Genomic DNA, 26165 nt, shown 5'->3' with positions numbered 1-26165 from the left:
GAATAATGTGTCCTGCTTTATTTTGCAGCAATCGCTTCGTCTTGTTCTTTTAAGGTCTTCACATTGGAGCGTGTATCTTGGACATTTTTGATGAGGGCCTTCTTAAAAGCAGAGACCATTTCATTGATCTTAGCTTCACGCACTGTCCACTTTGACACAAACTCCAAACTGTTTTCACCAACTTTATCTGATGCTTTTTTCATCATTAAGGCTTCTACTGCTTGCGAGACTTCATCTAGTTTTCCCATGACTAATTGATTGTTTAACTTAATTTGTCCCATTTATGATATCCTCCAAATTTGTTCATGTAACCGCTAGTAAAGTAGCTCTACAAGCTACTCCATGCTTTTGAGATCAAACGTTTTGCATCTTCCACTGCGTCTTCCCCTTTTTCAGCAAGACGTGCCGCATCTCCAGCTAAGGAACTGGCAAAGGATAACGTTGCTAGTTCGGCTTCTAATGTACTGATCTTAAACTCGATACGGCTTACATAACGAGGATATTGTTCATTTACGATCGTTTGTAGCGCATTGTGTGCTTCATTTCGCTCTGAATTGAAATCTTGGCTTCGCTCACCTTTCCAAGAGGTCCCAAGCTTTGGCTGCTTGATTTGCTTTAAGTCTGTTTCTGCCGCATCTTGTTCTTTCTCCACATTGCTTTTCGCTTTTTTTAGTCGAGCTATTTTCTCTTCTATTTCTGTTTGTTTACTTGAGATACCGCCGTTAAGGGCAGAAAGCATGTCCGATAAGCTCATAAGGGTTCCTCCCTCCTGTCTAAAAAATAAAAACGCTGCTTAGAGATAGATCTAAACGAGCGCACTGGTGAATAGCACTTTTTCCAATATTGTTATTATAAGGTTCAAAGACTCATGTTTAAATAGGTATTTATACTCTTTTTCTGTCATAAATATGCTTTTAATCTGCCATACGCTACACCTTTAGTCCTTCTTTATAAGGGGTCTAAAATCACATTCTCCTTCTATGTATAGTGAATAGTTATCAAGTCCTAGGACATTAAAAAGCCACTCGATCAGAAGTGACTTACTTTTTCAAACGGCTTTTACGGCGCCGATTCTTTTCTATTTTGTTGGTCCAAATGAATTGACCTGTGTACCCGTAAATAATCACAAGATTCATTACAACAAAGCTTAACCTCGAATGTGGACACGCCTCAAGAAGTCCCTGTTGCAATAGACATAATGGCACATATCACAAGTGTAGCTAATAAGAAAATATTAGGGTGAATAATGAGTAAATGAAAAAACGATTGCGAAAAACAAACCAAGCACAGACACGACTTCTATCAAAGACAGTAGACCTGGTGATTTCATTTTTTCCTTCCTTTGTTCGTCTGTTAAGCGTTTTCAAATTATTGTGAAAGAGTGCGTCCATTGAACGAAATCGAATTGCCTGCTTCTCTCTTTTTCACAGGCAATTCGTCATTTTAGAAAAATTAAATTTTTGATATTATTGCCGCTCAAGCAGCTCTTGACCCGCAATACCAGGCTTTGTCATCTCGTAAGGATTTAAAATAATATCAAGTTCTTCTTCCGTTAGTACATCATACTGCAAGCAGAGATCTCTGATGGATTGACCTTTTAAAATCGCTTCTCTAGCAATTCTTGCAGCTACTTCATAACCTAAATGAGGGTTTACTGCAGTGATCACACCTGCACTCTTTTCTACATATTCTTTCAAACGTTTTTCATTTGCTTCAATACCAGTCAGGCAATGATCAGTAAATGAACGGAATCCGTTATTCATGATACTAATAGATTGCAGCAAGTTAAAGACTAAAACAGGTTCCATCACATTTAACTCAAGCTGACCTGCTTCAGATGCAAGGCAGATGGTGTGATCATTCCCAATGACTTGGAAAGCGATTTGGTTAATGAGCTCTGCCATGACGGGATTCACTTTCCCAGGCATAATGGATGATCCAGGCTGACGGGCTGGCAGTGCAATTTCAGCAAGACCTGCACGCGGACCAGATGCCATTAAACGAAGGTCATTGGCAATCTTAGACATGTTCATCATACATACTTTTAAAGCTGCGGATACTTCTGTATAAGCATCTGTATTTTGAGTCGCATCAACAAGGTGATCTGCCCCAACAAGAGGTAATCCAGAAATATCAGCGAGTTTCTTCACCACAATCTCAATATAGCGAGGGTCTGCGTTTAAACCAGTCCCAACGGCTGTAGCACCCATATTCACTTCGTATAAATGCTGCTTTGATTGATGAATACGCTTGATATCACGCCCTATTACGCGGCTATATGCTTCAAATTCTTGTCCTAAACGAATTGGAACAGCATCCTGTAAATGCGTTCGCCCCATTTTGATCACATGATCGAATTCGTTTGCTTTCTTTTGAAACACATCTTGCATTGCTTGCATCGTCTCAAGTAGAATGTCTAACTGCTTGAGCACCGCAATATGAATAGCGGTTGGAAATGAGTCGTTTGTCGATTGTGACATGTTGACATGCGTATTGGGACTTAGATGAATGTATTCACCTTTTTGATGTCCCATTATCTCTAAGGCTCTGTTGCCAATGACCTCATTAGCGTTCATATTCATGGAAGTTCCTGCGCCGCCTTGAATCGGATCAACGATAAAGTACTCGTGCAGTTTTCCTTCAATGACTTCTTCAGAGGCCTTGACGATCGCATTGCCGATTCCTTCATATAAGCGTCCAACTTCCATATTGGCTAGAGCTGCCGCTTTTTTGACGATGGCAAAGGCTCTAATCAGTTCCTCGTGCATGCGATAGCCAGTAATCGGGAAATTCTCTTTTGCACGTAAGGTTTGGACGCCGTAGTACACATCTGCTGGAATTTCTTTTTCTCCAAGGAAATCTTTCTCGTAGCGATAAGTTGCGTGAACCATTTCATATGACCTGCTTTCTATAAAATAGGTTAAATCACTAAATCTTCAGCGATTGGTGTTTCCATAATCTTTTTCACTTCTCTTGGATCTGTTGTTTTACCAAGTGCCCACATGAGTTTTGGCACGATGGCTTCAGTATTCATATTTCTTGAACGTGCTACAAGTTCTTGATTGATCTTACGCCCTACTTCATACACACTCATGTCTTCCCCTTCCTCCAGACATTGAGTCGTGATAACAATAGAAATGCCTTCATCTAACAGTTCGTTGATCTTTTCTAAAAGGTTTCTTCCTTCAAAAGGAATTCCGCCGCTGCCATAGCTTTCGATCACTAGACCTTTGTACACACCTTTGATGGCATCTAAAAACTCTGGCTTAAGACCGGGGTGCAGTTTCAATAGGCATACATCTGTATTCAAAGACGCATCTAATTTAAACGGTTTCATGGATGTTCTTTTTACTTTGTTATTGTATTCAATTTGATGATTTTCAATAGATGCAATATATGGGTAGTTAATACTTTCAAATGCATCATAACTTTTCGTTCTTAGTTTAATTGCACGAGTTCCTTGAATCACCCGACCATCAAACACGACATACACTCCGCCTACACCGTCACATGCAAAGCGAATCGCATCTGTGATGTTTTTCTTTGCATCTGTTTTCTTAAACGTGATAGGGATTTGTGAGCCTGTAATCACGATTGGCTTATCAGGATTTTGCAGCATATAGGAAAGAGCTGCTGATGTGTAAGCCATTGTATCTGTTCCATGGGTGACGACAAAGCCATCATATTGATCGTAATTTTCATAAATGGCTGTTGCGATATCCACCCAATATTCAGGCTGCATATTTGTACTATCTATACTCATAAGGGACTTCGTGTCCATTGTGTACTCAGCATTAATTTCGTTTAAATATTTTAAAAGGTCTTCAGCTTTGACACCAGGAGCTAAACCATTTTCACTTTCTACAGATGCAATCGTTCCACCAGTGGTTAAAAGTAATAGTTTCTTCAACAGGTCCACCTCTTTCAGTAAAATGACTTCGTTTGTCACGCATATGATAAGTTCCCTTGTGCTATTCTATAATATACGCTTTACGCGTACCGTCATTGCCATTATAGTCACATAACGCGAATTAATCAAGAAACTGTTACGCATTACGCGTACACTTTTAATAAGAATATGATATACTGTTTGTATATAAAGGAGCGTTCATGTATGATACTCGATCGTTTAACCACCCTTAGAAAAAAGAAAAAATGGTCTCTCCAGCATACGGCAGATCGCCTAGGTATCGCCAAAAGCACCTATGCCGGTTACGAATCTGGATACCGACGACCTTCGCTTGAAGCAGTGAAGCTGCTCGCTGATTTGTATGATACGTCCATTGATTTTTTACTTGGTAGAACGGACGAGCCAGAGTTCCAACGTAACATCTCTGATATCAAAATTGAACTAACGGAAGCAAAAGAAGGAACCGTCCTCGTAGATGGCGTTCCACTAACCGATGAAGACATTAAACAGCTTGTTGCCTTTATTCGGGCGAAAAACACTCTGAAAGTATAAAATAAAAGAGAGGCACCCTTTACATGGTCCTCTCTTTTATGCTTATTATATCAGTGGTTCTATCCCTTTATGTATCACCTGATTTGCTTGATCAATGGTGTCATTGGCTGCTTTCACACCTTACCCGCTAGCTCAAATGCTTTTTTCCCTTAATCCACTACAGCATGAATCCGGGTCCTTTCAAAACACCGCAATGTTACATGCCATAGTCTTTATATCCCTTCTTCTCTTTTCCTCTCGTCTTTTTCGCTCAAGCTCTTCCCATTCTCGAATTTCCGCTTCGACTGCCGAATCTCTTCAGCCGCTTCCTGAAACTTTTGAGTGAGCGCAAGCGTTTGACTTGAATCCAACTTTCGCACCCCTTTCCCAATTTAACGTACAAATGGATGATTTTATATGTTCTCATTATAAATAAAAAGACACCAAAAAAATCACTCTAAAAAACCATTCAGCACATCACCTAATCAAAGTAGGCCTTTTTCCTCTCTATTTTCCAGTGAAAACCTTTCTTGTTATGAAGCGCATTCAAGACATGATAAAATGGTGGTATTCTACAAAAGGAGTGACGTATAGATGAGAGAGGAAATGATTGAACGTTTCACAAACTATGTGAAAGTTGATACCCAGTCTGATGCAAATCAAGAAAGTTGCCCATCCACTGAAGGACAATTGAACTTAGCTAGACAGCTTGTCGATGAAATGAAAGCAATCGGGATTCAAGAAGTGACAATGGATGAGAACGGTTATGTCATGGGAACAATACCATCCAATACAGATAAAGAAGTACCGACCATTGGCTTCCTAGCTCATATCGACACAGCGACGGACTTCACCGGTAAGAATGTGAAACCACAGATTCATGAGAACTATCAGGGCGGCGACATCACGTTAAATGAAGAGCTACATATCGTTTTATCTCCAAAACAGTTTCCTAATTTACAAAAGTACCAAGGACATACGATCATTACCACTGATGGCACAACCTTGCTTGGTGCAGATAACAAGGCGGGCATTGCAGAGATTATGACCGCCATGCATTACCTCATTCAGCATCCAGAGATCAAGCATGGCAAGATTCGAGTTGCCTTCACACCGGATGAAGAAATCGGAAGGGGACCGCACAAGTTTGATGTCGATGCATTTGGCGCTTCCTATGCTTATACGATTGATGGCGGACCGCTTGGAGAGCTTCAATATGAAAGCTTCAACGCAGCAGGTGCGAAAGTGTCCATTCAAGGAAACAACGTCCATCCAGGAACAGCGAAAAACAAGATGGTCAGTGCTGCTAAAATCGGGATGCTTTTTCACAACAAGCTTCCTTCTGATGAATCTCCAGAGTATACAGAGGGGTATGAAGGCTTTTTCCACTTGACGAAGTTTGTGGGAGAAGTGGAAGAAGCAGAGCTACAGTATATTATTCGAGATTTTGATAAAGAAACATTCAACAATCGCAAAGCACTCTTTGAAAAGATTGCAAATGACTTAAGAGCTGTCTACGGCGAAAAGAGCATCACGCTCAAGATTCAGGATCAATATTATAATATGAAAGAAAAAATTGAGCCGGTGAAACATATTGTGGATATCGCCTATGAAGCGATGGAAAACCTATCAGTGACACCTATTATTGAACCAATTCGCGGCGGAACAGACGGCTCTCAGCTTTCATACAAAGGACTTCCAACACCAAATATCTTTACAGGCGGAGAGAACTTCCACGGCAAATATGAATTTATCTCTGTTGAAAATATGCTCAAAGCAACAGAAGTCATCGTAGAAATAGCGCGTTTATTTGAAGAAAAAGCATAAAATATGTTTACAACCGTTCCTGTTCGGGAACGGTTTTTTAATAAAAGTTTACAATTTTCTGAAACTTTTATGACACTGATTCGTACTAATAAAGACAACCCCAGAAAAATTCTTCTTGACGAATGAAATAATTGGAAATATAATAGTTAAAAACAACCAGTATTTTATACCTAAATTAGCAGATGTACTAAACCAAAAGAACTAAGTCACTTCTGCTTTTTATTTTCAGTTATAAACATCACTCACCCTGTCTATACTTAAAGAATAGGATGAATTGGAGGAATGTCATATGATCATTTTGTTCATTATCGCTTCACTTTGTTGCTACTTACTTTTCTCTTTCAAAAAAGATAACCGCACCCAAAAACGAAAAAATGCAGATCTCTCGGAGTTTGAAATCTTTCGTATCCGCCGCCATTACAATGGCAAACGCCAACACCCTTTAAACAATGCACCCAAACAAGTATAGAGTAAAGAAAGAGTCTCCCACGTGGCTCTTTTCAGATAATGGACAAAGGGCTAAATAAGTATCATTTTAGCCCTTTGTTTTCTTTTTAGCGTGACCTGAAAACCTGAAGTCTGGATGATTGCCGTCAGTATCACGATCTCACGGCTTCTGCGTCGGACTAGCCGGTGTCCTCATTGCTGATTGATTCATGTAGAAAAATAAATTGAAAAATCATTGACTTTTCCTCAAAAAGGTTGAATAATTGTGTTTATTAAGAAAATTGAATCAAAAGGTAACCTTATTAAGAGTGGTGGAGGGACTGGCCCTGCGAAACCCGGCAACCGCTGTTCCTTGGAACAGAATGGTGCTAATTCCTTAAACAAGCATATGTGCTTGTTTGAAGATAAGGCAGAGATCTTACAGTATATGATGCTCTTCCTTATCAAAGGAAGGGCTTTTTTATTTTGAACTCAAGGAAAGAAGGGATTCACTATGACTAAAGTGCAAACAACCGGAAAGAAAACAAAAAAACCGCCGTTTCGCGCAGATCAAGTAGGCAGTTTGCTTCGATCTAACCGCATTAAAGAAGCACGCCGGCAAAGAACAGCCGGTACGCTGACAGCAGATCAGCTTCGGCAAATTGAAAATGAAGAAATCACACGAATTGTTGAAAAACAAAAAGAGATTGGGCTAGAGGTTGTCACAGATGGAGAGTTCAGACGTGCTTGGTGGCATTTTGATTTCCTTGAAGGGCTTGATGGAGTCGAAGGCTTTGAAGCAGATCAGGGCATTCAATTCCACAACACAACAACAAAAGCACGAGGCATTAAAGTGACGGACAAAATTGACTTTACAGATCATCCGATGCTAGAGGATTATCGTTTTCTTCACAGCATTGCAGGTAACCATACGGCTAAAATGACCATCCCAAGCCCAAATATGCTCTTTTTCCGTGGGAAGCTAGAAGAAGGTGTGTACGACCATTTAGATGATTTCCACCATGATGTCGCACAAGCCTATAAAAAAGCAATTCACGCCTTCTATGATGCTGGCTGTCGCTACTTACAATTAGACGATACTGCATGGGCTGTGTTCTTTTCTGAAAAAGGTCATGAACAAATTAAAGCCTTTGGTCGTGAGGCAGATGAGCTCCGTGAGTCGTTTGCTAAAACAATCAATGAGGCCGTTGCTGATCGTCCAGACGATTTAGTCGTCACTATGCACATTTGCCGTGGTAATTTCAAATCAACTTGGGCGGCTGAAGGTGGTTATGAGGCGGCGGCAGAAACGATCTTTGATGGTTTAGACTTGGATGGTCTTTTCCTCGAGTTCGACGATGAGCGTTCAGGTGGGTTCGAGCCCCTTCGATATGTCAAAAATCCAAACCTTCAAATCGTTCTTGGACTTGTGACATCAAAGTACGGTGAGCTTGAGCCTGCTGAACAAATCAAAAAGCGAATCGAAGAAGCGACTCAATATGTGAACATCAACCAAATTTGTCTGAGTCCACAATGCGGATTCGCTTCCACTGAAGAAGGAAATCTGTTGACAGAAGAACAGCAATGGGAAAAGTTGCGCCATGTAATCGAGATTGCTGACCAAGTGTGGGAATAGGTTGATCTACTTAAAACCTGATACAACCAAGAAAAGGACCGCTTACGGTTCTTTCTTTTCTTTGATAAAGTTGTTTGATTATATTTCTTCGTGGTAAAGTGAAAATATAAATATTTACCAATTTATCCAAAACGAAAGGCGACATCAATTAAGTTTAAAAATATTAACTCTCACTCTAATACCGTCAGTTCTTTATATGATCTATTACAGCCTGCAATGTGTACTAATATCAACCAAATGACCTAAGACATATAAAAAGCCCACATTCTATTAAAAGATTGTGGGTGTGTTTTTAAAAAAAGAGCATACATAATAGGACACTGACCACTATGAATAAAAGATACATATAGTCGATCCAGGATGTGCTGATGACATGATAATACGTTCGCTCCCTCGTCCCTGTGAAGCCTCTTGCTTCCATCGCAATGGCAATGCGTTCTGACTTTCGTACACCTTGTGTAAAAAGGGGCACTGCATAGCGAATAAAGGCCTTCCAGCCGCTTTTTTGCTTGTATCCTCTAATTTTATGTGCAACCTTCATTTGTTTCAATTCACTTTGAAACAAAGGGATAAAGCGAAAACCAGCGAGCATACCATACGCCCATTTTGGTGAAAGTCGACATTGATGAATCAAACTCATCATAAAAGCAGTCAAATCGGTCGTTGACGTAAAAAGGAGACCAAATGTAACAAAGCCAAGCATTCTGAAAGATATGGTCAGTCCATTTCTTAGACTCTCCTCTGTCATATGAAACCATGCCCACTTCCAGACAGTATGATCCCCCTTGCCAAAAGCCGCCATCATCCAAAACACTAGAATGAAAAAGAGTAGATAAGGAACCAGTCTTGTTGTGAGATACCTGATATTCCATCCACCTAAGACAAGCCCGATCCCAACCGCAAATAACCAAATGATGAAAGTTGTTTTTGGATCTGAAATGGCCATCAAACAGCACATAGCAAGAAGATGAGCAAGTAATTTCAATACTGGATTTACCGTGGAAAGAAAGGAGTGGTTACTCTGCAATGGTCAGCACTTCCTTTCTTTCAAACATATATTGATAATGCAATGGCACTCTCAATTGATAAGAATCAACAAGTTCACGATTCGAAAATAAATCATAAGGAGTGCCATCATACACATGCTCCCCTTGATGAAAAAGAAGTACCTGATCAGCGCACTCATCGACAAGCTCCATATCATGTGTGACCATGATAATGGTTGTCCCTTGACGTTGACGCTCTTTCAAACGTCTAATTAATTCCTTCGCTGTTTTTTCGTCCTGACCAAATGTCGGTTCATCTAAGATTAATACATCTTGATCGAAGAGCAACATCGTGGCGACACTTAATCTTCTCTTTTGCCCTAGACTTAAAGTAAATGGGTGTGCCTTTGCATGTTTGGCTAGACCGAATTCTTCCAAAAGTTGATACGTTTTTTCTCGCACATCTGATTCTGGCCAATTCCGCTGTCTCCCACCAAATGCGATTTCATCAAACACTGTATCCTGTACAAACTGAAGCTCTGGATTCTGAAACACAAAGCCTACCTTTTCATATAATAACCGGTCAGACCATTTTTTCAGATGTTTTTCCTTCAAGAAAATGTGACCCTTTTTCACTGGTTCTAAACGAATCAAATGTTTGAGAAATGTGCTTTTGCCGCTTCCATTCTCCCCAATCACAGAAATCCAATCCCCAGCTTTCATTTCAACTTGAAGATCACTCATGATCGACTTTTTTCCGTATCCTAATTGCAGTTTCTCTGTTCGAATAAACGTCTCGTAATCTGTGGATTCTTTCTGTTCACACTGCTGTTTTCTTGCTTCAAAAGTTTGAATGAGGGTTTGACTGATTGGATGAAATGGGTCTTGAATAATAGTTGACCATTTCTCGGGAAATATTTTTGGTCGCCAAATACCTGCTGCTTTCATCTCTTCCTCATATGTTGTGATCACGTCTTTTGGATGTCCATCTGCTAAAATATGACCTTGATGATCTAATAAGATAACTCGATCCATCCATTCGATGACACCATCTAACACATGTTCAACAAAAATCATGGTCTGATCTTGATCAGTTGCAAGGTTCTGAAGCAGTTGAAATACCTCCATTCGCCCTGCTGGATCGAGCTGTGCAGTTGGTTCATCAAAGAACAGTACCTCTGGCTCTAAAGCTAGTAAGCAAGCAAGAGCCAAACGCTGTTTCATGCCGCCAGACAATGTTTGAATGTCTGTATGCGGATCGACATTTAGTTGTACTTTTTGCATGAGATGCTGAATGATGTCATCCATCTCTTCACGAGGTACGGAACGGTTCTCTAAGCTAAATGCAATTTCTTCATTGACCCGGTGCATACAAAACTGAGTATCAGGGTCTTGAAACATGACACCTGTATGCTTTCTTAAAATAACTTCTCCCTGAATATCTGCTTCCATATGTTCTGGTATGATCCCAGCAAGTACAGAAATCAGTGTGGATTTCCCGCAGCCGCTCGGTCCTAAAATAAGCACCTTTTCCCCCTTCTGAATAGAAAGGGAAACCTGCTGAAGGACGGGCTTTGACTGCTCATAAAAACGGACAGTGAGTTTACTGCACGCGAGAAATGAATCCATGCTGTTCACCCTTGTTTCGTTTTTCCTTCATGATCGCGTATTGATTCAGTACACCGGTCTTGGATAATGCATCCACTACAACTTTTGCTAAACATCCTCCAAGTATCGTGCCGCTGATGATTTGAGTCACAAGTGTCATGAGTAAAACTTGAGGCGTGTAATAACCAAATCCATTGGCGATAAGACTGTAAGCCATGGCTCCCACAGCCGCAAAGGCACCAGACAGCATGAGAATCCACATGTGATATCGTTTGTAGCCAAAAAGAGCAAAAGCGATTTCTGCCCCAAGTCCTTGGCATACACCTATCAATAGCGCAGACAATCCGAAATGACTGCCTGTTAGTAATTCCACTGCAGCAGCTGCAGTTTCTGCAATGAGAGCAGCGCCTGGCTTTTGTATAATGTAAGCAACGATTGGGCTAGCGATCACCCAAATACCAAACATGATATTGCCGCCTGCTGGACCAACAAGTGCTGTAATCGGTAAATAAAGAGTGGACCATCCTAAGTAGATCACACCGCACACAACAGATAGAATCACAGCAAGGACGACTTCTTTCATCTTCCACGTCATGATGAATGCACCTCCAGTTGGACTGGCCACTTTTCCACAGTGAACGCCATTTCCCAGAATTTATACTCAAGCTGGCAGCTTAAGAAAAAATGCTGTTTCATTTTTTCTTTCTCTTTTTTACTTGCTTCTTCTGCCCACTGATCAAGCCGTTTGCAGAGCTCTACTGTTACTGAATCGGTTAGCCCTCCATAGAACGTAATCCATTCATAAAATGGATGAGTTGGTTTAGGTTGAACGTCTGAGATCAGCCGCTTACCTATTTCCCAATATGTCCAAGGACATGGAAGCAGGACGGCGATTATTTCTCCAAGTGTACCTTCTTGAGCAACTTGCAGCATGTGGTGGATATAGTGATGAGCACTTGGCGCCAAAGGAGAACCTTGCAAATCATCATATTCCACACCTGCCACTCGGCATAGGTTTTGATGAGGATGTGTCTCACTATCTAGTACAAAAGCCATCTGCTGATGGAAAAAGGCAATGTCCTCTCTGTCTGTACACCTGCTGATCGCTGCCGCATAAATTTTAATAAATGCATTTAAGTATTCTGCATCTTGTTTGACGTAATGAATGATCTGTTCCTTTTCAAGCTTTCCTGCTGCCAGTCCCCTGACAAACGGATGTTGATAAATGGCTTCAAATAATGGCTCTGCTTCTTTCCTTAATTGCGTTGAAAATGTCATAAAAAAGCCTCCTCTTCTTCAGTTGAATAAATGAAAAAGCCACCCCAAATGGAGCGGCCTTCTTATCGATTCAATCATGAATAAGACAAGGTCCAGCTCCACTTCCCTCCGCTAGTATGAACTAGATCAGGTTCAAAGGGTCCAAGATTTCTCTTGTCTCAGTCATACATGACTCCCCTAGTGGACTTTTGTCATTTAATTATCTTTACTCTACACTTGTGGCGAATGGCTGTCAACCGCCTTTCTTAATTCAATGTTTTGATCTGTATATTAGATGGTTTTGACAAAAAGACGTGCTGTTTCTTCACTTGATCCTGGATTTTGTCCCGTAATGATTTGTCCGTCTACAATCGCAAACGGCGCAAATGCTTCACCTTTTTCAAACTTTGCACCTTGCTCACGAAGCTTCGTTTCCAATAAGAATGGAACCTTTGAAGTGAGCTGAACGGCATCTTCTTCTTCGTTCGTAAAGCCTGTTATTCTCTTACCAGCGATAAATGGTTGACCATCTTGACCTTTTACATCAACGAAGGCAGAAACCCCGTGGCAAACGGCACCGACTACACCATTTTTCTCTGAAATAGCCAAGATCGCATCGGCTACTAGTGAATTGGAAGCGAAGTCGATCATCGGTCCATGTCCTCCTGCAAAAAAGATGCCATCATAATCAGCTGGGTTGACATCTGTTAAAGCTGTTGTGTCTTGAAGTAATTCATACACATCTTGATATTTTGCTGGAATACCATCTGGGATTGAGTTTTTATCAATCGGTACAGTGCCGCCTTGAATGGAGACAATTTGTACATCTAGCTCATTTTCTTTAAAAATATGAAATGGTTCAGCTAATTCTTCTAACCATAAACCAGTTGGATGTCCGTTCATTTCCTTGCTGCTTGTCGATACTAATAAAACTTTCTTACTCAATTTAATCATCCTTTCCATTCATCATGTGACCATTTTATATTTTGTACAATTAAATATCAAACAATTAGATTTGGGATAAAGTCTTTAAATATACCCGATTTTCTAAAATATTTTACATAAAATGATATCTAATCAATAGATCATATTCTATTGAAAGGGATTTTCATGTAAAATTGTCATTGAGTCATATGATTATGAAAAAATGCATGAAGAACCTATTACCCTAGAAGAGACTTTCAAAGGAGTGGAAAACGAGATGAAAACCTATTCGATTGTGATGATCATCATCACAATCTGTATCATATTGGCCGTATTTTTAATGAAATTAACAACAGTCCTGTTCGGAAAAATTATTTTGGCTGTTGCCCTTGCTATCTGTCTGACATCAGTTGTTCGATTAATTAGCCTTCGAAAGTAAATGCCGCCCAATGTGGCGGCATTTTTTTATGATCAAGATTACATGACATATAAGAGCGTAGCTAATGCCAATATAGCTGGTAATCCTTGTTTCACAATAATCATTTTATTGGATGTAAAGCCCCCAAACAAAGAAGCCATTACTACACAAATGACGAAGAATAACTGAATCATATATCCGACTGGATTTGATCCGAGAATAAGCCCCCAAATGAGTCCTGCAGCAAGAAAACCATTATACAGACCTTGATTGGCAAACATCACTTTCACATTTGGGTCTCCTTGTAAATGTTCAGGTAACCGAAAAGACCTCTTTGCCATGTTTGATTGCATAAAAAACATTTCCAATAACATGATGACAATATGTTCAAAAGCTACAATACCCACTAAAATCATGGCCAAAACATTCAATTAGTTAACTCCTTTCTTGTAGACGATCATGAATTTTTATTTTATCGGTGTATAAATCAAAGTCTTGTATCAAATCTAAAGCCTCACTAAAACGACTTTGTGGAATATCTTTCATTTTCTTTACACCGAATTCCTTTTTAAGAAAAGCCATGATGGTATTAATATGAAGCTTACCATGCCCATCATACTCCAAATGGCTGCAAAAAGTCTGCATCGTCCCTCGAATCACTTTTAATTGCTTGTCAGTGACACAACTCATTGATAACGCTCATCCTTTCCTGTTTTTTAACAGCTAAAAGAGTCCTAATTGAAAGAAAAACCTTCCAGTCTCTATTATATAATGATTTCATTCGGATATCAAAACAAATCAGAACATATATTCGATAAAAACAAATCATAAAAGCAGAAATTCCTTTTGATGCTATATAAAAAAGCCAGATTCATTGTAGAATCCGGCTTTCTATTTAATTATTTTTAGAAATTAATACCTTCCCAACGGAGCGATCTTTACTTTGTCCAATGACTTTAAAGGAAACACCAAATGTCGGTACATCACGTCCAGCATCTGGATTATTTGAATTGACGTAATTCTTTTTATCGCTAAATGTACGAGTTGGACGAATATAGCGATCTTCCAACGTCAGTCCTGTTGTCGCTGTATAATCAATATTCAGCTTTGTACTTGGATTAAGAGAAAATGCTGCATCATGTACTTGGAAGCCTGTGGCTCCGATTGAGCCGTCACTCCATTTCAATACCTGCTGATCAGCATCTACCACACCAAGGAAACCGTTTCCTGGATGTTTCCCCACCCAGTTATCGCTATAAGATTGGTCTACGTACCACACGAGTAAACCATTATTATAGCTCATAAGGCTCGCTCCACGTTTGATATGCTTCAACCCTTTATCTACATCGGCATAGGAGCGCCACTCTAGTAAATAATATTGTTTTGTATATTGCTTTCCGTTAGACTGCGAGAATCCATTAAATGAAAAAGTAGATTTTCCCTCGGCATCATCTGACCATACTTCAGTTCCATCTGCTGTTACTTTGAGATCATCCACTAGTAAACCTGGTAGCGAATAACCCGCATCGGTTGTGTAGCGGAATTGCAGATCAATCTTTTTCCCTGCATAGGCAGATAAGTCAAAGGTCGCATCTACCCAGCCATCCGATTTGCCATCTATGCCATTGCCTTCATTTGCACCTGCTGTATTTTGATCATTTGTAATATTTCCAGCAATGGTTTTCCATTGATCTGTTCCAGCTTCACGTACCTCTACATAGGCGTAATCATAATCTTCTTCAATATCGTACCAAGCTTTAAATTTAAGCTCTGCTTTGTTGCCCTTCGTCAAGTCAATGCTTGTTGTCGTCATTGTCGCATTCAGATTGTCACCCGTACCGCTATAATAGGAGTATTCTCCTTGGGCGGGCTTTGTGACGACAATCTCTTTATCTGGTAAATCTACTCGAACAGTATCATGATTAGTGCCTTTTGTTGCTGCTTCATCAATCAACACTGTTTTGCTTTTCTTTAATGTTTTGCCATCAATTGTTCGACCAGAAAGCCAGTTTCCACCATGCAAGCTTTGGAGCATTTCTTTCGCATATGGACTAAAGCCTGTTGGTTCCGTACCAGGCACTTTACCTGCCCAGCTACCACTCGACATAATCGACCAGTAGGAAACGGGTTCTCCTCTGCCTGTGTATTGTGTATCATACTCGTCAGGTAGACCAAGATCATGCCCAAATTCATGTGCGAAGACACCTGCAGCGCCATCTTCAGGCTCAATTGTATAATCTAAACCGCCTAATTTGCCGCCTTGACCGACTTCAGATTCAGTGTCTGGAATTTCAAAAACATCACCAAGTGACCAGCGATGCGACCAAATTGCGTCATCACCGAGTTGCCCACCACCTGCTTCCTCACCTACACCAGCGTGAACAACCATGAGATGATCAATGATGCCGTCTGGCTCATTATAGACGCCATCTCCATCAATATCATAGCGATCCCATTGGTCATAATCACTTAGATCAATATTCGGATCTTTTGCAGCAACTTCAAGGGCTTCTTTCACCAATTCACGCGGTCTTCCATCACTGCCTCCTTCTTCAGGCGTATTTCCACCGTAATAGGCTGCTTCATGCTTGGCTGTGTACCATCCAGCAACTGTTCCACTCAACGTGTAACTGCCGCCAGATTGTTTTTCATAATATTGCTTCATGGAAACTTTGCGTTTACCGTCTGGACCAATGTAGCCATTTTTTCCAAAAAGCATATTTTGATAGTGTTGTTGATCATAATTTTCATAAAACATATCTGTTTCTTCTTTTTTGATGCTATTATGCTTATAATCTTTAAAATCTACTAATAAAACCAACACTTTATCATTGCGAACTTCGCCTTTATACTTTTCCTTTTGGACTGGTTTGAGCTCATTGCTCTCTATTCCTTTATGCTTCTTCAGTTTTTTCTTTTTTGCTAGTTTATTATGTACTTCTTGTTTGTATTCTTTCAGGAACTCAGGCTCTTCTGTTAAGTTACTTGCATTTTGTTTCATGGCAGCTTCTTCTTTTTTCTTTAGATAGTTTTTTAACGCCTGTTGAGTTTCAACCTCATTTGCATTCTTTTTGATTTTCCCTTGTTTTTTTAAGGCTTTGATGAGGCGGTCTTCATTCACTACACTTGCGTCGAATGGAATGCCTGAATAATGACCGCCATCTGAGGATGTTGACTTTTCTGATGTGTGGGCAGATAGAGGGGTGCTGAAAGCTGTCAATGTACCTAAACTGAGGACAGCTGTTAGTGCTATGCTCGTCCATTTTCCTTTTTTCATATGGGTTCCTCCCTAATTTGGTAATAAATAATATCTAATTCTAGCATATTCCAATATACTTAAGTCGAAAAATATTTTACTTTCAGGAATTTTGTGGAACATGCACAATGCATGAATATCATTGAGTGAAAATGCTGTAGAAAATAGAAGAACCCTAGACGATGACCGTCTAGGGTGTTTGTGTACTTTTATGAAAGCTGCTCTCCTTTGAATGAGACGACATCAAGTGGGGCTGCTAAAAATTGTTTTGCTTTTGCCACAAAGCCTTGGAAATGTGTACTTGCATTATGGCTCTGAACCGCTGCTTCATCTTTCCACACTTCCACCATTAAAAAGGCATTTTCTTTTTCCGTATCCTTGAACAGTTTGTAGGATACGTTGCCTTCTTCGGCTTGTGAGGCTTTAATGAGCGCGTTGATTTCTTCTAAAAATACGTTTTCTTTTTCTGGATGAATGGTCATCCCTGCATGAATAATTATCATTTATTCGTCTCCTTTAAACAATTATTATTTCCACTCTGCAATACGATCGATTGGTAACCGATAAGACGCATAACCTTCGTCAGCTGCTTTACCAATTGATATCAGCATCACTGGTATATAACGTTCTTTATCCCAGCCAAATGTTTCAGCGATGACTTCTTTGTCATAACCGCCAATTGGATTTGTATCGTAGCCATGAGCACGAGCAACAAGCATAAGCTGCATTGACACAATACCACCGTCAATCAAAATGGTTTCACGATTCACTTGCTCTGGAAGATTGTCAAAATGTGCAGTTAATGCGGCAATTTGTCTTTCTTTCACTTCTTGCGGCATATAGCCATGTTCTACTGCTTTTGAATAAATTTCTTCTAAGTATTCGTTGTTTTTCATGTCTACAAATACAGCAATGACTGCTGCTGATGTTGCTACTTGTGTTTGGTTGAATTTTGCAAGTGGTGCAAGCTTTTCTTTTCCTTCTGGGCTGTCAATGACCATGAAACGCCATGGTTGTGCATTTACTGATGATGGAGCAGTTGTTGCCTCTTCTAAGATCTCCGTCATTTCTTCTTTGCTAATTTTCACAGATGGGTCGTAGTTGCGGATTGAACGACGCCCTTTCATGATATCCATAAAATCATTTGTTTTTAAAATTGTAGCCATGTGTAACACTCCTTTAGGTGGTTTGAATCTTATCTATATTTTGCTGTATACGGGTGAGCACATTAGTGAGAAGCTTTCGTTCTTCAACACTTACATTTTCAAGCATTTCTGAGATAAATCGTTCTTTTTCTTTTTTAGAGGATGCGATTCTTGCTCTTCCTTCTTCTGTAAGACGAACAAGCGTTACGCGGTTATCCTCCGGTTTTCTTCTGCGTGTAACCATTCCTTTTGTTTCAAGCTGTTTCAAATGACGAGTCACAGCCGCACTATCAATATTTACTTTTTTCTGCAAATCTGATTGGCTGATTTCATCTGCTTGAAATAACAGCGATAGCAACTCCAGTCTTGATTGGCTGACGCCCGTGCATGCTTCGAACTTCACGCCCATCATACGGTTTACACACTGCAAACGATATAATATCTCTGCTTCTTCAGAGCAAAATGCAGTCAATGCCATCCCCTCATTTCTATTCAGATCAATTGTTTGATATATCAATCATTGACTTATCAACTAATATACACCCTTTGATTAATGTTTGCAAGAGATTTAATTCATAAAGTGAATCAACTCTGCCAAAATAAATAAAACATTGACTTTATTACCATAAAATGAAATTATTGTAAAAGTAAGCTAAAATATAATAAAGGATGATAATTTTGAAAAAGAATTTTCTTAAGTTTTTAACTGTTATTATGATTTGTTTAATTATGATTACTCCATTAGTAGCTCAAGCAGCAACTAAAGATTTCAAATTTGATATGACCCACCAATTATATATTGGTAAATACAAGTCAACTAAAAATTCAGTAACTGGAAAGATAAACATGACAAGTTGGGGTGGAGATACCTATTTTACCATTCATGTATATGAACAAAAGAACTGGTGGAGTAATGCTCAGTTAGTTACTCGTCTAGGATTTGAAAAATCCAGTAAAGGTTCCCCATATACAGATACCGACTATTCTGTAGAAAAAGGGCATACATATAGCTACGAAATATGAAAAATTATAATTATAAGAGAATCATAGGTAAAGGTTCTCTGAGTTACTGATAATCTTAAATTCAAGGAGAGTCTCATATGTTAAATCCTTTTCTACCCTATTTCATTATATGTGGGATTAGTTTAGTGATCTTCGTATATAAATTTATGCGCGGTACTATAAGTAAAATCTTATTTCTATACTATATATTGTTTTCTTTATATATTGCTAGTCTTGTTTCACTAACTTTTTTTCCATTTCCTTATCAAAAGAAGTTAATAGAAATCATGATAGAAGACAATTTAGGTACTATTCATAATTTTATACCTTTTAAAACAATAATTGTCACACTTGAATTAGGCCTGACATCATTTATAAAACAAATCATTGGAAACGTTATTCTATTCATACCACTTGGATTTATTCTGCCTATTCTTTTTTCATTTTATCAATTACGAAAGGTTATTTATATAGGTTTCCTAGTGAGCCTGAGCATTGAATTGATACAATTTGTTTTAGATTTGATTGTAGGCTACAATTATAGAAGTTTTGATGTTGATGACATCATAACAAATACTTTAGGTACATTAATTGGAGTCATAATTTATAAGTATTCAAAGAATTTATTAGATAAGTACAACTTAACACTATGTTAATATTTTATGTTAATATTTTATGTTAATATTTTTAGAAAAAAGGACAAAAGCGACGAATCACTTTTGTCCTTTTCCTTTATTCTGTAATGACTGTGTGGATCAGTGTTGGTGCAACTGCTTTATCAGCGATGCGAATGTTGTCATAAATTTTCTCCATGACATTTGCAACGTCTTCACGATTCGCATGTAGTGTCACGAGCGATTCGCCTTTTTCTACACGATCTCCCACTTTTTTGTTCAACATGATGCCGACAGATAAGTCGATATCGTCCTCTTTTGTTGCACGACCTGCTCCTAGAATCATCGCTGCAACGCCGATCTCATCTGCAACAATCTCAGCGACAACACCAGACTCTTTTGCAGGAACTTCAATTTGATATGGTGCTTGAGGTAATTTCTCAGGATGGTCAACAATTGAGCTGTCTCCACCTTGGTTCTCTAGGAATTCTTTGAACTTCTCAAGTGCTTTGCCGTTCTTCATCACTTCAATCAGCTTCTCTCTCGCTTCATCTAGTGTGTCGGCTTTTTTCGCAAGAACGACCATTTGACTTCCTAAAGTGAGCACAAGCTCGTTTAAGTCTTCTGGACCTTCGCCGCGCAGTGTATCAATGGCTTCTTTCACTTCTAATGCATTTCCAATCGCTAAACCTAGCGGCTGTGACATGTCAGAAATAACAGCCATTGTTTGTCTGCCGACGTTATTTCCGATACGAACCATTGCTTTTGCAAGTTTTTCAGAATCTTCCGGTGTTTTCATAAATGCACCTGCACCTGTTTTCACATCAAGTACAATGGCATCTGCACCTGCTGCAATTTTCTTACTCATGATAGAGCTTGCAATTAGCGGAATGGAATTAACAGTGCCAGTAACATCGCGAAGTGCATATAGCTTTTTGTCAGCAGGCGTTAAGTTGCCTGATTGTCCAATAACCGCTACTTTATGACGATTGACCAGCTCAATGAACTCATCTTTGGTGATTTCTACGTGGAAGCCTTTCACCGCTTCAAGCTTGTCCACTGTTCCACCAGTATGACCAAGGCCACGTCCAGACATTTTTGCAACCGGAACGTCAAGAGCAGCCACAAGTGGAGCAAGAACAAGTGTTGTTGTATCGCCTACACCGCCTGTAGAGTGCTTGTCGACTTTAATACCCTCAATGGCAGAAAGGTCAATGGTATCACCCGAGTTCGCCATGGCCAGTGTTAAATCTGCACGCTCTTGATCCGTCATATCTTGGAAGAAAATCGCCATCGCCAAGGCACTTGCTTGGTAGTCAGGAATTGTTCCGTCCGTATAACCTTTGACAAAGAAAGAAATTTCCTCTGAAGATAGTTCTTTACCGTCACGTTTTTTCGCAATGATATCTACCATTCTCATAGTTTTCACCATTCCTTTTTTAAATTAGTAAATCAAGCCGACAACGCCTGCAGTTAAGAAGCTGACGAGTGTTGCACCAAATAGCAACTTTAATCCAAAGCGAGCCACGACATTCCCTTGTTTTTCGTTTAAGCCTTTGACTGCTCCAGCAATAATACCGATAGATGAGAAGTTCGCAAACGACACAAGAAATACAGAAATGATTGCTTCTGTGCGAGCTGTAAAATGAAGACCGTCACCAGATAGGGCAAGCATCGCAACAAATTCGTTAGACACCGTTTTCGTTGCCATAATACTTCCTGCTTGTACCGCTTCGTTCCAAGGCACACCTACAAGGAAGGCAAATGGTGCAAATACATATCCAAGTAAATCTTGGAATGATATGCCAATGACAGCTGTGAAGATGCCATTAATCATGGCAATCAATGCTACGAATCCAATGAGCATCGCTGCAACAACAATCGCTACTTTGAATCCATCCATAATATATTCACCAAGCATTTCAAAGAAGGACTGTCTTTCTTCTTCTACAATCACTAACATATCCTCTTCTTTAGAAACCTCATATGGGTTAATGATAGAAGCAATAATAAATCCACCAAATAAGTTCAGCACAAGTGCCGTTACGACGTACTCTGGTTTAATCATTTGCATATAAGCACCGACAATCGACATTGATACTGTAGACATAGCTGATGCACATAATGTATAAAGACGTTGCTTAGGTAATAATCCTAACTGTTTCTTAATGGAAATAAACACTTCTGACTGACCTAAAATAGCAGACGCTACAGCGTTGTAAGATTCAAGTTTCCCCATACCATTTACTTTACTAAGTAAATAACCAATTCCGCGTACGATGAGCGGAAGGATACGCCAGTGTTGCAAGATACCGATCAATGCAGAGATAAAGACAATCGGCAGCAATACGTTGAGGAAGAAAGTTGAAGCTTTATCATTCATCAAACCGCCAAATACGAAGTTAATTCCTTCACCAGCATAGCCTAAAAGCATGTTAAAACCTCTAGCAAAGCCACCGATTAGGTAGTTCCCAACACCTGTATTAAGCAGGATATAACCAAAAATGAATTGCAATACAATCATTACAATCACTGGACGGAACTTGACTTTCTTTCTCCCATTACTCGCCAGCCATGCAATAGCCAGAATCACCAGCAAACCGATAATGCCAATTACATATTTCATGTTTTTCCTCCTTAAATGAATTCGTTTACATTAATGCGCTTGTAACAAATAAAGGCGATAACGTAAACAAATGGCGGAAGATATTCCCATAAATGAGATACTTCCGCATGATTTATAATGATTCATGAGTGTTATCCTACCATAGGATCGTATAAATTAATAGTCTTTAGAAGGAGCTGATTGCTCCCCTTTGATAATAGATACGCCTGCACTGGCTCCGATACGGGTAGCTCCTGCAGCTGTCATTGCCTCTACGTCTTCTTTCGTTCTGACACCACCTGATGCTTTAACTCCAATCTCAGGACCTACTGTTTTACGCATGAGTGCGACATCTTCAACAGTTGCACCACCTGTACTGAATCCAGTCGAGGTTTTGACAAAATCGGCACCGGCTTTCACAGCGAGCTTAGATGCTCTTACTTTCTCTTCGTCTGTCAGTAAACATGTTTCAATAATGACTTTCACAAGTGCTTTTCCTTTTGCAGCTTCTACAACTGCACGAATATCATTTTCAACAAGTTCATTGTCGCCATCTTTTAGTGCCGCAATGTTGATCACCATGTCAACTTCTGTAGCCCCATTTTCAATCGCATCTTTTGTTTCAAATGCTTTGACCGCTGTTGTATTTGCTCCTAGTGGAAAACCGATAACTGTACATACATCAACGCCTGTCCCAGCGAGTTCTTTCGCTGCAAGTGAAACCCACGTTGGATTTACACAAACGGAGGCAAATTGATAAGTCTTTGCTTCTTCAAGTAACTGCTGAATCGCAGCTTTAGATGTATCTGGTTTTAGTGCCGTATGATCAATGAGCTTTGCTATCGTCATGCTTCACACTTCCTTTTAGTTAAGATACTTTCATCTTATATGATGGCTGAACAATTGTAAATACAGTTGTGAAATTTTGTTCATCTATTTTGTGACATGTAAAAGAGCTCTTGCGGTATGCTGATCAATGATCAATATGTTTGCATACTTTCCTCTAAGAGCACCATGGATGGAGGCGACCTTTCGATGTCCGCCAGCTACAAGGATGGAGCGTTCTTTTGCTCTTAAATCATGAAGCTCTACACCGATCGTGCGATTGTTAATGGCTTCACTGCAAATGTGTCCGTCTTGATCATAAAATCGTGAGCATATATCGCCTACACTTGATTGTTTGAGCAATGCTTTCTCTTCTTCACGAAAATAACCAAGCCTAAACAAAAGCGCCTCGTCTCTCACTGTACCAACAGTAAAAACAGCAATATTCGCCTGTTTGCCCATTTCAATGATGCGTTGGATATGTCTGTCCTTTTCCACCATTTCCTTGACGACTGCACTATCAAAAATAACGGGGAGCGGCAAATAACGAGGTGTTGTTTGAAAGGCTTTTGCAAACAGCTGAATGGTTTCAGCAGAATATGTATTCACATGTGAGTGGCTGACTCCTCCCTTAAGCTGCACAACCTCTACACCTTTTACCTGTTTAGGTTGCATCTTTTGTGCCATTTGATACATTGTAGTTCCCCAACTCACTCCAACGATATCACCATCTTTGACTGTCTGTTGCAGATAGTCCGCACCAAATTGGCTGAGATAATCCGTAATGGTTGGATAGTCGTCCTTTGGCGAGAACACAACATGTGCTTCTAACAGATTATATTTTTCTTTGAGCAGCGAGGATAGCTCGTTCAAATCCTCAAACGGGTCCATCACCGTAATTTGGACGTAACCTTTTTCCTTTGCATATCGAAGCAGTCGTGATACTGTAGGTCTCGACAGGTCGAGTTGTTTGGCAATTTCCTGCTGGCTGTAATCAGATAAATAATAAAGCCTTGCTGCTTCAATACTTAACTGCTGTTTCTCCCGATCCATTTGTAAGCCCCCTTTTTTTCTTCTATCATAACAAATTGTTCATCTAATAATGCACAAATGTTCAATTGAAGAAAATCGTGTAGGCTAACCTAGAGTCCCCTTATTTCCTTCTTCTATTATGACAGGAATTTTGAATTTGAGTATAAAAAAGAGGCCAGCCCCCTGTACATACCATTTTCTTTTTTCATAAAAAAAAAGCAGAATATCTCCAACAAAATATGATGCTCATTCGTCTAAACTTATATAAAATAAAAGAATCATTGATCACTAGAAGTGACAACTAAAAAGAGGCGTTTGAAATTGATGGAGGATTCATTCTGATGAACAGCAAGGAAAATCGTTTACGTTATATATTAGGATTAGATGGGTTGAGAGCAATCGCCGTATTGGCGGTCATTGCTTATCACTTACATATTGGTTCTGCAAGCGGAGGGTTTCTTGGAGTTGATTTGTTTTTTGTGATTTCTGGTTATTTAATTACGACGATCTTGTTAAATAAACAAGATTTAGGCTTTCAAGAGCTTTTGCCATTTTGGATGGGCCGCATCAGAAGGCTTCTTCCAGCTGCCTATGTGATGATCTTTTTAACTGTCAGCTTTTGTGCCATCGCAGGTACAAACGCATTATTGTCCATCCGAGGCGATGCTTTTTCGTCCTTTTTTTATGTCAGTAACTGGTGGTATATTTTTCATCAGTTGTCTTACTTCGATAGCTTCAATGCCGTTTCTCCACTAAAAAATTTGTGGTCTTTGGCGATTGAAGAACAATTTTATATGATATGGCCGGTGCTATTGATTACTGGACTTAAGTGGATTAAAACTCGCACCCATCTCCCAATGATCACGTTTGGACTTGCGCTAGTCTCCGCCTTATGGATGGCGATTCTCTATTCACCTGACTCAGACCCGAGCAGAATTTATTACGGAACAGATACACGTGCATTTGCGCTTTTGATTGGGTGCAGTCTTGCATTTGTATGGCCAATGCAAAGACTTTCAAGCAGAAAATTACTTCCTGTCGGCAGACGTATATTACATATAGCCGGATTTGGTTCGCTAGTGATTTTCTTAATCTGTGTTTATGCAGTAGACGAATTTGATCCCTTTCTGTATCAGGGCGGTATGCTTTTGTTCTGCTTCAATACCGCTATCTTAATTGCATGCGTTTGCCACCCTGCAAGTCTCGTTGGGAAATGGTTGTCCTGGAAACCGCTCGTCTGGCTCGGAAAGCGGTCCTACGGTATCTATTTGTGGCACTATCCAATAATTGTATTGACCACACCTGTCATTGAAATTGGTAATCCTTCTATGTGGCGTGTCACATTGCAACTCATCGCTATTTTACTTATAGCAGAAGCTTCCTATCGTTACATTGAACAGCCGATTCGTCAGCTTGGCTTCAAACAATTTTTTGCCTCTTGGTCTATTTGGAAAAAGGACGTCAAACAATGGTCCGTCTCCAATAAAGTCTTCCTTGGGGTTGCAGCGGCTCTTTTGATTTTGTTTACGATTGGCATGTCAAGCTCGTCTCACACATCCCCGCAAGCCAAAGAAGTGACGAAAATGAAGACCGAACCAAAAAAAGCAGTAGACCACAAAGAAACAAAAGCGAAGCAAAAGAAAGAAAAACAGCAGAAAAAAGCGACCAATCAAAAACAATTTCATCAAATTCTCGCCATTGGCGATTCTGTCATGTTAGATATTGCCCCAAACCTTGAAAAGACTTATCAACAAATCACCATTGATGCAAGGGTTGGAAGACAAATAAAAGAAGCCATTCGTATCGCACCACAATACGCCTCGTTTAACCGAGCTGATGCAGCCGTAATTATTGAGCTTGGCACTAATGGTTTTTTCACAGAGGAGACATTGAAATCCTTCATTCAACACTTTGCGAAAGCACACATATTCCTTGTGAACACGAGAGTTCCTAGAACTTGGGAAGATGATGTCAATGCAGTCATGCAGCGAGTGGCTGAACAAGACAGTAACATTACGTTGATTGATTGGCACTCAGCCGCTACAGGGAAGCCAGCGTATTTTCAGTCAGATGGTGTCCACCTCTCAACAAGTGGATCCGATACTTTGACACAGCTCATTACAACTAGCATCAAGCAAAAAGGGGACGTGTCTTCATCATAAA

27 protein-coding genes, 1 pseudogene and 2 riboswitches are annotated in these 26165 nt (G+C 39.8%); of the genes and pseudogenes, 7 read left to right on the top strand and 21 right to left on the bottom strand.

Features of this window, described 5'->3' with window-relative positions; all coding sequences use genetic code 11:
- Window positions 1–17: 17 nt before the first annotated feature.
- The 5 genes and pseudogenes from ACIQCE_RS05595 to ACIQCE_RS05575 form a co-directional block, all read right to left on the bottom strand.
- The gene (locus ACIQCE_RS05595; RefSeq protein ID WP_400493942.1) at window positions 18–281 is read right to left on the bottom strand and encodes a YwqI/YxiC family protein; all 264 of its coding nucleotides are present in this window, start codon (window positions 279–281) and stop codon (window positions 18–20) included.
- Between the two features lie 47 nt (window positions 282–328).
- Complete coding sequence (locus ACIQCE_RS05590) at window positions 329–754, bottom strand: YwqH-like family protein (protein WP_353854211.1); 426 nt, start codon at window positions 752–754, stop codon at window positions 329–331.
- Window positions 755–1173: 419 nt separating this feature from the next.
- Window positions 1174–1254, bottom strand: a pseudogene (locus ACIQCE_RS05585) (hypothetical protein); the annotation flags it as partial.
- Window positions 1255–1466: 212 nt separating this feature from the next.
- Window positions 1467–2891, bottom strand: a complete 1425-nt coding sequence (gene aspA / locus ACIQCE_RS05580; RefSeq protein ID WP_400493941.1) for an aspartate ammonia-lyase — start codon at window positions 2889–2891, stop codon at window positions 1467–1469.
- A 29-nt stretch (window positions 2892–2920) separates the two neighbouring features.
- Entirely contained in the window at window positions 2921–3910 is a 990-nt protein-coding gene (locus tag ACIQCE_RS05575) for an asparaginase (RefSeq protein ID WP_353854209.1), read from the bottom strand.
- A 204-nt stretch (window positions 3911–4114) separates the two neighbouring features.
- Between ACIQCE_RS05575 and ACIQCE_RS05570 the strand changes: the two genes are divergently transcribed.
- A complete protein-coding gene (locus ACIQCE_RS05570) occupies window positions 4115–4462 on the top strand; it encodes a helix-turn-helix domain-containing protein (RefSeq protein ID WP_400493940.1) in 348 nt (115 codons plus the stop codon).
- Window positions 4463–4674: 212 nt separating this feature from the next.
- Here the strand turns inward: ACIQCE_RS05570 and ACIQCE_RS05565 are convergent, their stop codons facing one another.
- On the bottom strand, window positions 4675–4812 hold the full coding sequence (locus ACIQCE_RS05565; protein ID WP_400493939.1) for a hypothetical protein: 138 nt from the start codon (window positions 4810–4812) through the stop codon (window positions 4675–4677).
- A 223-nt stretch (window positions 4813–5035) separates the two neighbouring features.
- Between ACIQCE_RS05565 and pepT the strand changes: the two genes are divergently transcribed.
- Window positions 5036–6268 (top strand): peptidase T, encoded by a 1233-nt coding sequence (gene pepT, locus ACIQCE_RS05560; RefSeq protein WP_400493938.1) that lies wholly within the window; start codon window positions 5036–5038, stop codon window positions 6266–6268.
- Between the two features lie 743 nt (window positions 6269–7011).
- Window positions 7012–7126: riboswitch (SAM riboswitch) on the top strand.
- Between the two features lie 82 nt (window positions 7127–7208).
- On the top strand, window positions 7209–8330 hold the full coding sequence (locus ACIQCE_RS05555; protein ID WP_400493937.1) for a 5-methyltetrahydropteroyltriglutamate--homocysteine S-methyltransferase: 1122 nt from the start codon (window positions 7209–7211) through the stop codon (window positions 8328–8330).
- A 292-nt stretch (window positions 8331–8622) separates the two neighbouring features.
- On the opposite strand, the gene ACIQCE_RS05550 is transcribed toward ACIQCE_RS05555, so the two are convergent.
- The 5 genes from ACIQCE_RS05550 to ACIQCE_RS05530 form a co-directional block, all read right to left on the bottom strand.
- A complete protein-coding gene (locus ACIQCE_RS05550) occupies window positions 8623–9357 on the bottom strand; it encodes an energy-coupling factor transporter transmembrane component T family protein (RefSeq protein ID WP_400493936.1) in 735 nt (244 codons plus the stop codon).
- Window positions 9347–10945: an ABC transporter ATP-binding protein gene (locus ACIQCE_RS05545; RefSeq protein WP_400493935.1), complete on the bottom strand. Its 1599-nt coding sequence runs from the start codon at window positions 10943–10945 to the stop codon at window positions 9347–9349. Before ACIQCE_RS05545 ends, ACIQCE_RS05550 begins: the two co-directional genes overlap by 11 nt.
- Window positions 10920–11519, bottom strand: a complete 600-nt coding sequence (locus tag ACIQCE_RS05540) for an ECF transporter S component (protein WP_400493934.1) — start codon at window positions 11517–11519, stop codon at window positions 10920–10922. Before ACIQCE_RS05540 ends, ACIQCE_RS05545 begins: the two co-directional genes overlap by 26 nt.
- Window positions 11516–12202 carry a thiaminase II gene (tenA, locus tag ACIQCE_RS05535; RefSeq protein WP_400493933.1) on the bottom strand — a complete coding sequence of 229 codons (687 nt, stop codon included), beginning with the start codon at window positions 12200–12202 and terminating at the stop codon, window positions 11516–11518. Before tenA ends, ACIQCE_RS05540 begins: the two co-directional genes overlap by 4 nt.
- Window positions 12203–12288: 86 nt before the next feature.
- A riboswitch (TPP riboswitch) is annotated at window positions 12289–12391 on the bottom strand.
- 81 nt (window positions 12392–12472) lie between these two features.
- Window positions 12473–13126 (bottom strand): type 1 glutamine amidotransferase domain-containing protein, encoded by a 654-nt coding sequence (locus ACIQCE_RS05530; protein ID WP_400493932.1) that lies wholly within the window; start codon window positions 13124–13126, stop codon window positions 12473–12475.
- 256 nt (window positions 13127–13382) lie between these two features.
- Between ACIQCE_RS05530 and ACIQCE_RS05525 the strand changes: the two genes are divergently transcribed.
- Window positions 13383–13544, top strand: coding sequence for a hypothetical protein (locus tag ACIQCE_RS05525; RefSeq protein WP_400493931.1), 162 nt, complete (start codon window positions 13383–13385; stop codon window positions 13542–13544).
- A gap of 38 nt (window positions 13545–13582) precedes the next feature.
- Here the strand turns inward: ACIQCE_RS05525 and ACIQCE_RS05520 are convergent, their stop codons facing one another.
- The 6 genes from ACIQCE_RS05520 to ACIQCE_RS05495 form a co-directional block, all read right to left on the bottom strand.
- On the bottom strand, window positions 13583–13939 hold the full coding sequence (locus tag ACIQCE_RS05520; RefSeq protein WP_400494466.1) for a DUF1304 domain-containing protein: 357 nt from the start codon (window positions 13937–13939) through the stop codon (window positions 13583–13585).
- 19 nt (window positions 13940–13958) lie between these two features.
- The gene (locus ACIQCE_RS05515; protein ID WP_400493930.1) at window positions 13959–14213 is read right to left on the bottom strand and encodes an ORF6C domain-containing protein; all 255 of its coding nucleotides are present in this window, start codon (window positions 14211–14213) and stop codon (window positions 13959–13961) included.
- Between the two features lie 205 nt (window positions 14214–14418).
- On the bottom strand, window positions 14419–16800 hold the full coding sequence (locus ACIQCE_RS05510; protein ID WP_400493929.1) for an immune inhibitor A domain-containing protein: 2382 nt from the start codon (window positions 16798–16800) through the stop codon (window positions 14419–14421).
- Between the two features lie 188 nt (window positions 16801–16988).
- Window positions 16989–17282, bottom strand: coding sequence for a putative quinol monooxygenase (locus tag ACIQCE_RS05505; RefSeq protein WP_400493928.1), 294 nt, complete (start codon window positions 17280–17282; stop codon window positions 16989–16991).
- A gap of 24 nt (window positions 17283–17306) precedes the next feature.
- Window positions 17307–17936 carry a nitroreductase family protein gene (locus tag ACIQCE_RS05500; RefSeq protein ID WP_400494465.1) on the bottom strand — a complete coding sequence of 210 codons (630 nt, stop codon included), beginning with the start codon at window positions 17934–17936 and terminating at the stop codon, window positions 17307–17309.
- A 22-nt stretch (window positions 17937–17958) separates the two neighbouring features.
- Window positions 17959–18396, bottom strand: coding sequence for a MarR family winged helix-turn-helix transcriptional regulator (locus tag ACIQCE_RS05495; RefSeq protein ID WP_353854193.1), 438 nt, complete (start codon window positions 18394–18396; stop codon window positions 17959–17961).
- Between the two features lie 206 nt (window positions 18397–18602).
- Here ACIQCE_RS05495 and ACIQCE_RS05490 point away from each other — a divergent pair, with 206 nt between their 5' ends.
- On the top strand, window positions 18603–18947 hold the full coding sequence (locus ACIQCE_RS05490; protein WP_400493927.1) for a hypothetical protein: 345 nt from the start codon (window positions 18603–18605) through the stop codon (window positions 18945–18947).
- A gap of 77 nt (window positions 18948–19024) precedes the next feature.
- A complete protein-coding gene (locus ACIQCE_RS05485) occupies window positions 19025–19582 on the top strand; it encodes a VanZ family protein (protein ID WP_400493926.1) in 558 nt (185 codons plus the stop codon).
- A gap of 76 nt (window positions 19583–19658) precedes the next feature.
- On the opposite strand, the gene ACIQCE_RS05480 is transcribed toward ACIQCE_RS05485, so the two are convergent.
- From ACIQCE_RS05480 to ACIQCE_RS05465, 4 genes are all read right to left on the bottom strand, one after another.
- Window positions 19659–20960 (bottom strand): pyrimidine-nucleoside phosphorylase, encoded by a 1302-nt coding sequence (locus ACIQCE_RS05480; protein WP_353856650.1) that lies wholly within the window; start codon window positions 20958–20960, stop codon window positions 19659–19661.
- Window positions 20961–20984: 24 nt separating this feature from the next.
- Window positions 20985–22166, bottom strand: a complete 1182-nt coding sequence (locus ACIQCE_RS05475) for a NupC/NupG family nucleoside CNT transporter (RefSeq protein WP_353854192.1) — start codon at window positions 22164–22166, stop codon at window positions 20985–20987.
- Window positions 22167–22322: 156 nt separating this feature from the next.
- The gene (gene deoC / locus ACIQCE_RS05470) at window positions 22323–22994 is read right to left on the bottom strand and encodes a deoxyribose-phosphate aldolase (protein WP_400493925.1); all 672 of its coding nucleotides are present in this window, start codon (window positions 22992–22994) and stop codon (window positions 22323–22325) included.
- 84 nt (window positions 22995–23078) lie between these two features.
- Window positions 23079–24023 carry a DNA-binding transcriptional repressor DeoR gene (locus ACIQCE_RS05465; protein WP_400493924.1) on the bottom strand — a complete coding sequence of 315 codons (945 nt, stop codon included), beginning with the start codon at window positions 24021–24023 and terminating at the stop codon, window positions 23079–23081.
- 320 nt (window positions 24024–24343) lie between these two features.
- Here ACIQCE_RS05465 and ACIQCE_RS05460 point away from each other — a divergent pair, with 320 nt between their 5' ends.
- Entirely contained in the window at window positions 24344–26164 is a 1821-nt protein-coding gene (locus ACIQCE_RS05460) for an acyltransferase family protein (protein ID WP_400493923.1), read from the top strand.
- Window position 26165: the final 1 nt, after the last annotated feature.

The sequence above is a fragment of the Bacillus sp. NPDC093026 genome (genome assembly GCF_044754665.1).
Lineage (GTDB): Bacteria > Bacillota > Bacilli > Bacillales > Bacillaceae > Bacillus > Bacillus maqinnsis.
The sequence above is the reverse complement of the archived record's forward strand: the minus strand, read 5'-3'. Positions and strand labels throughout refer to the sequence as shown.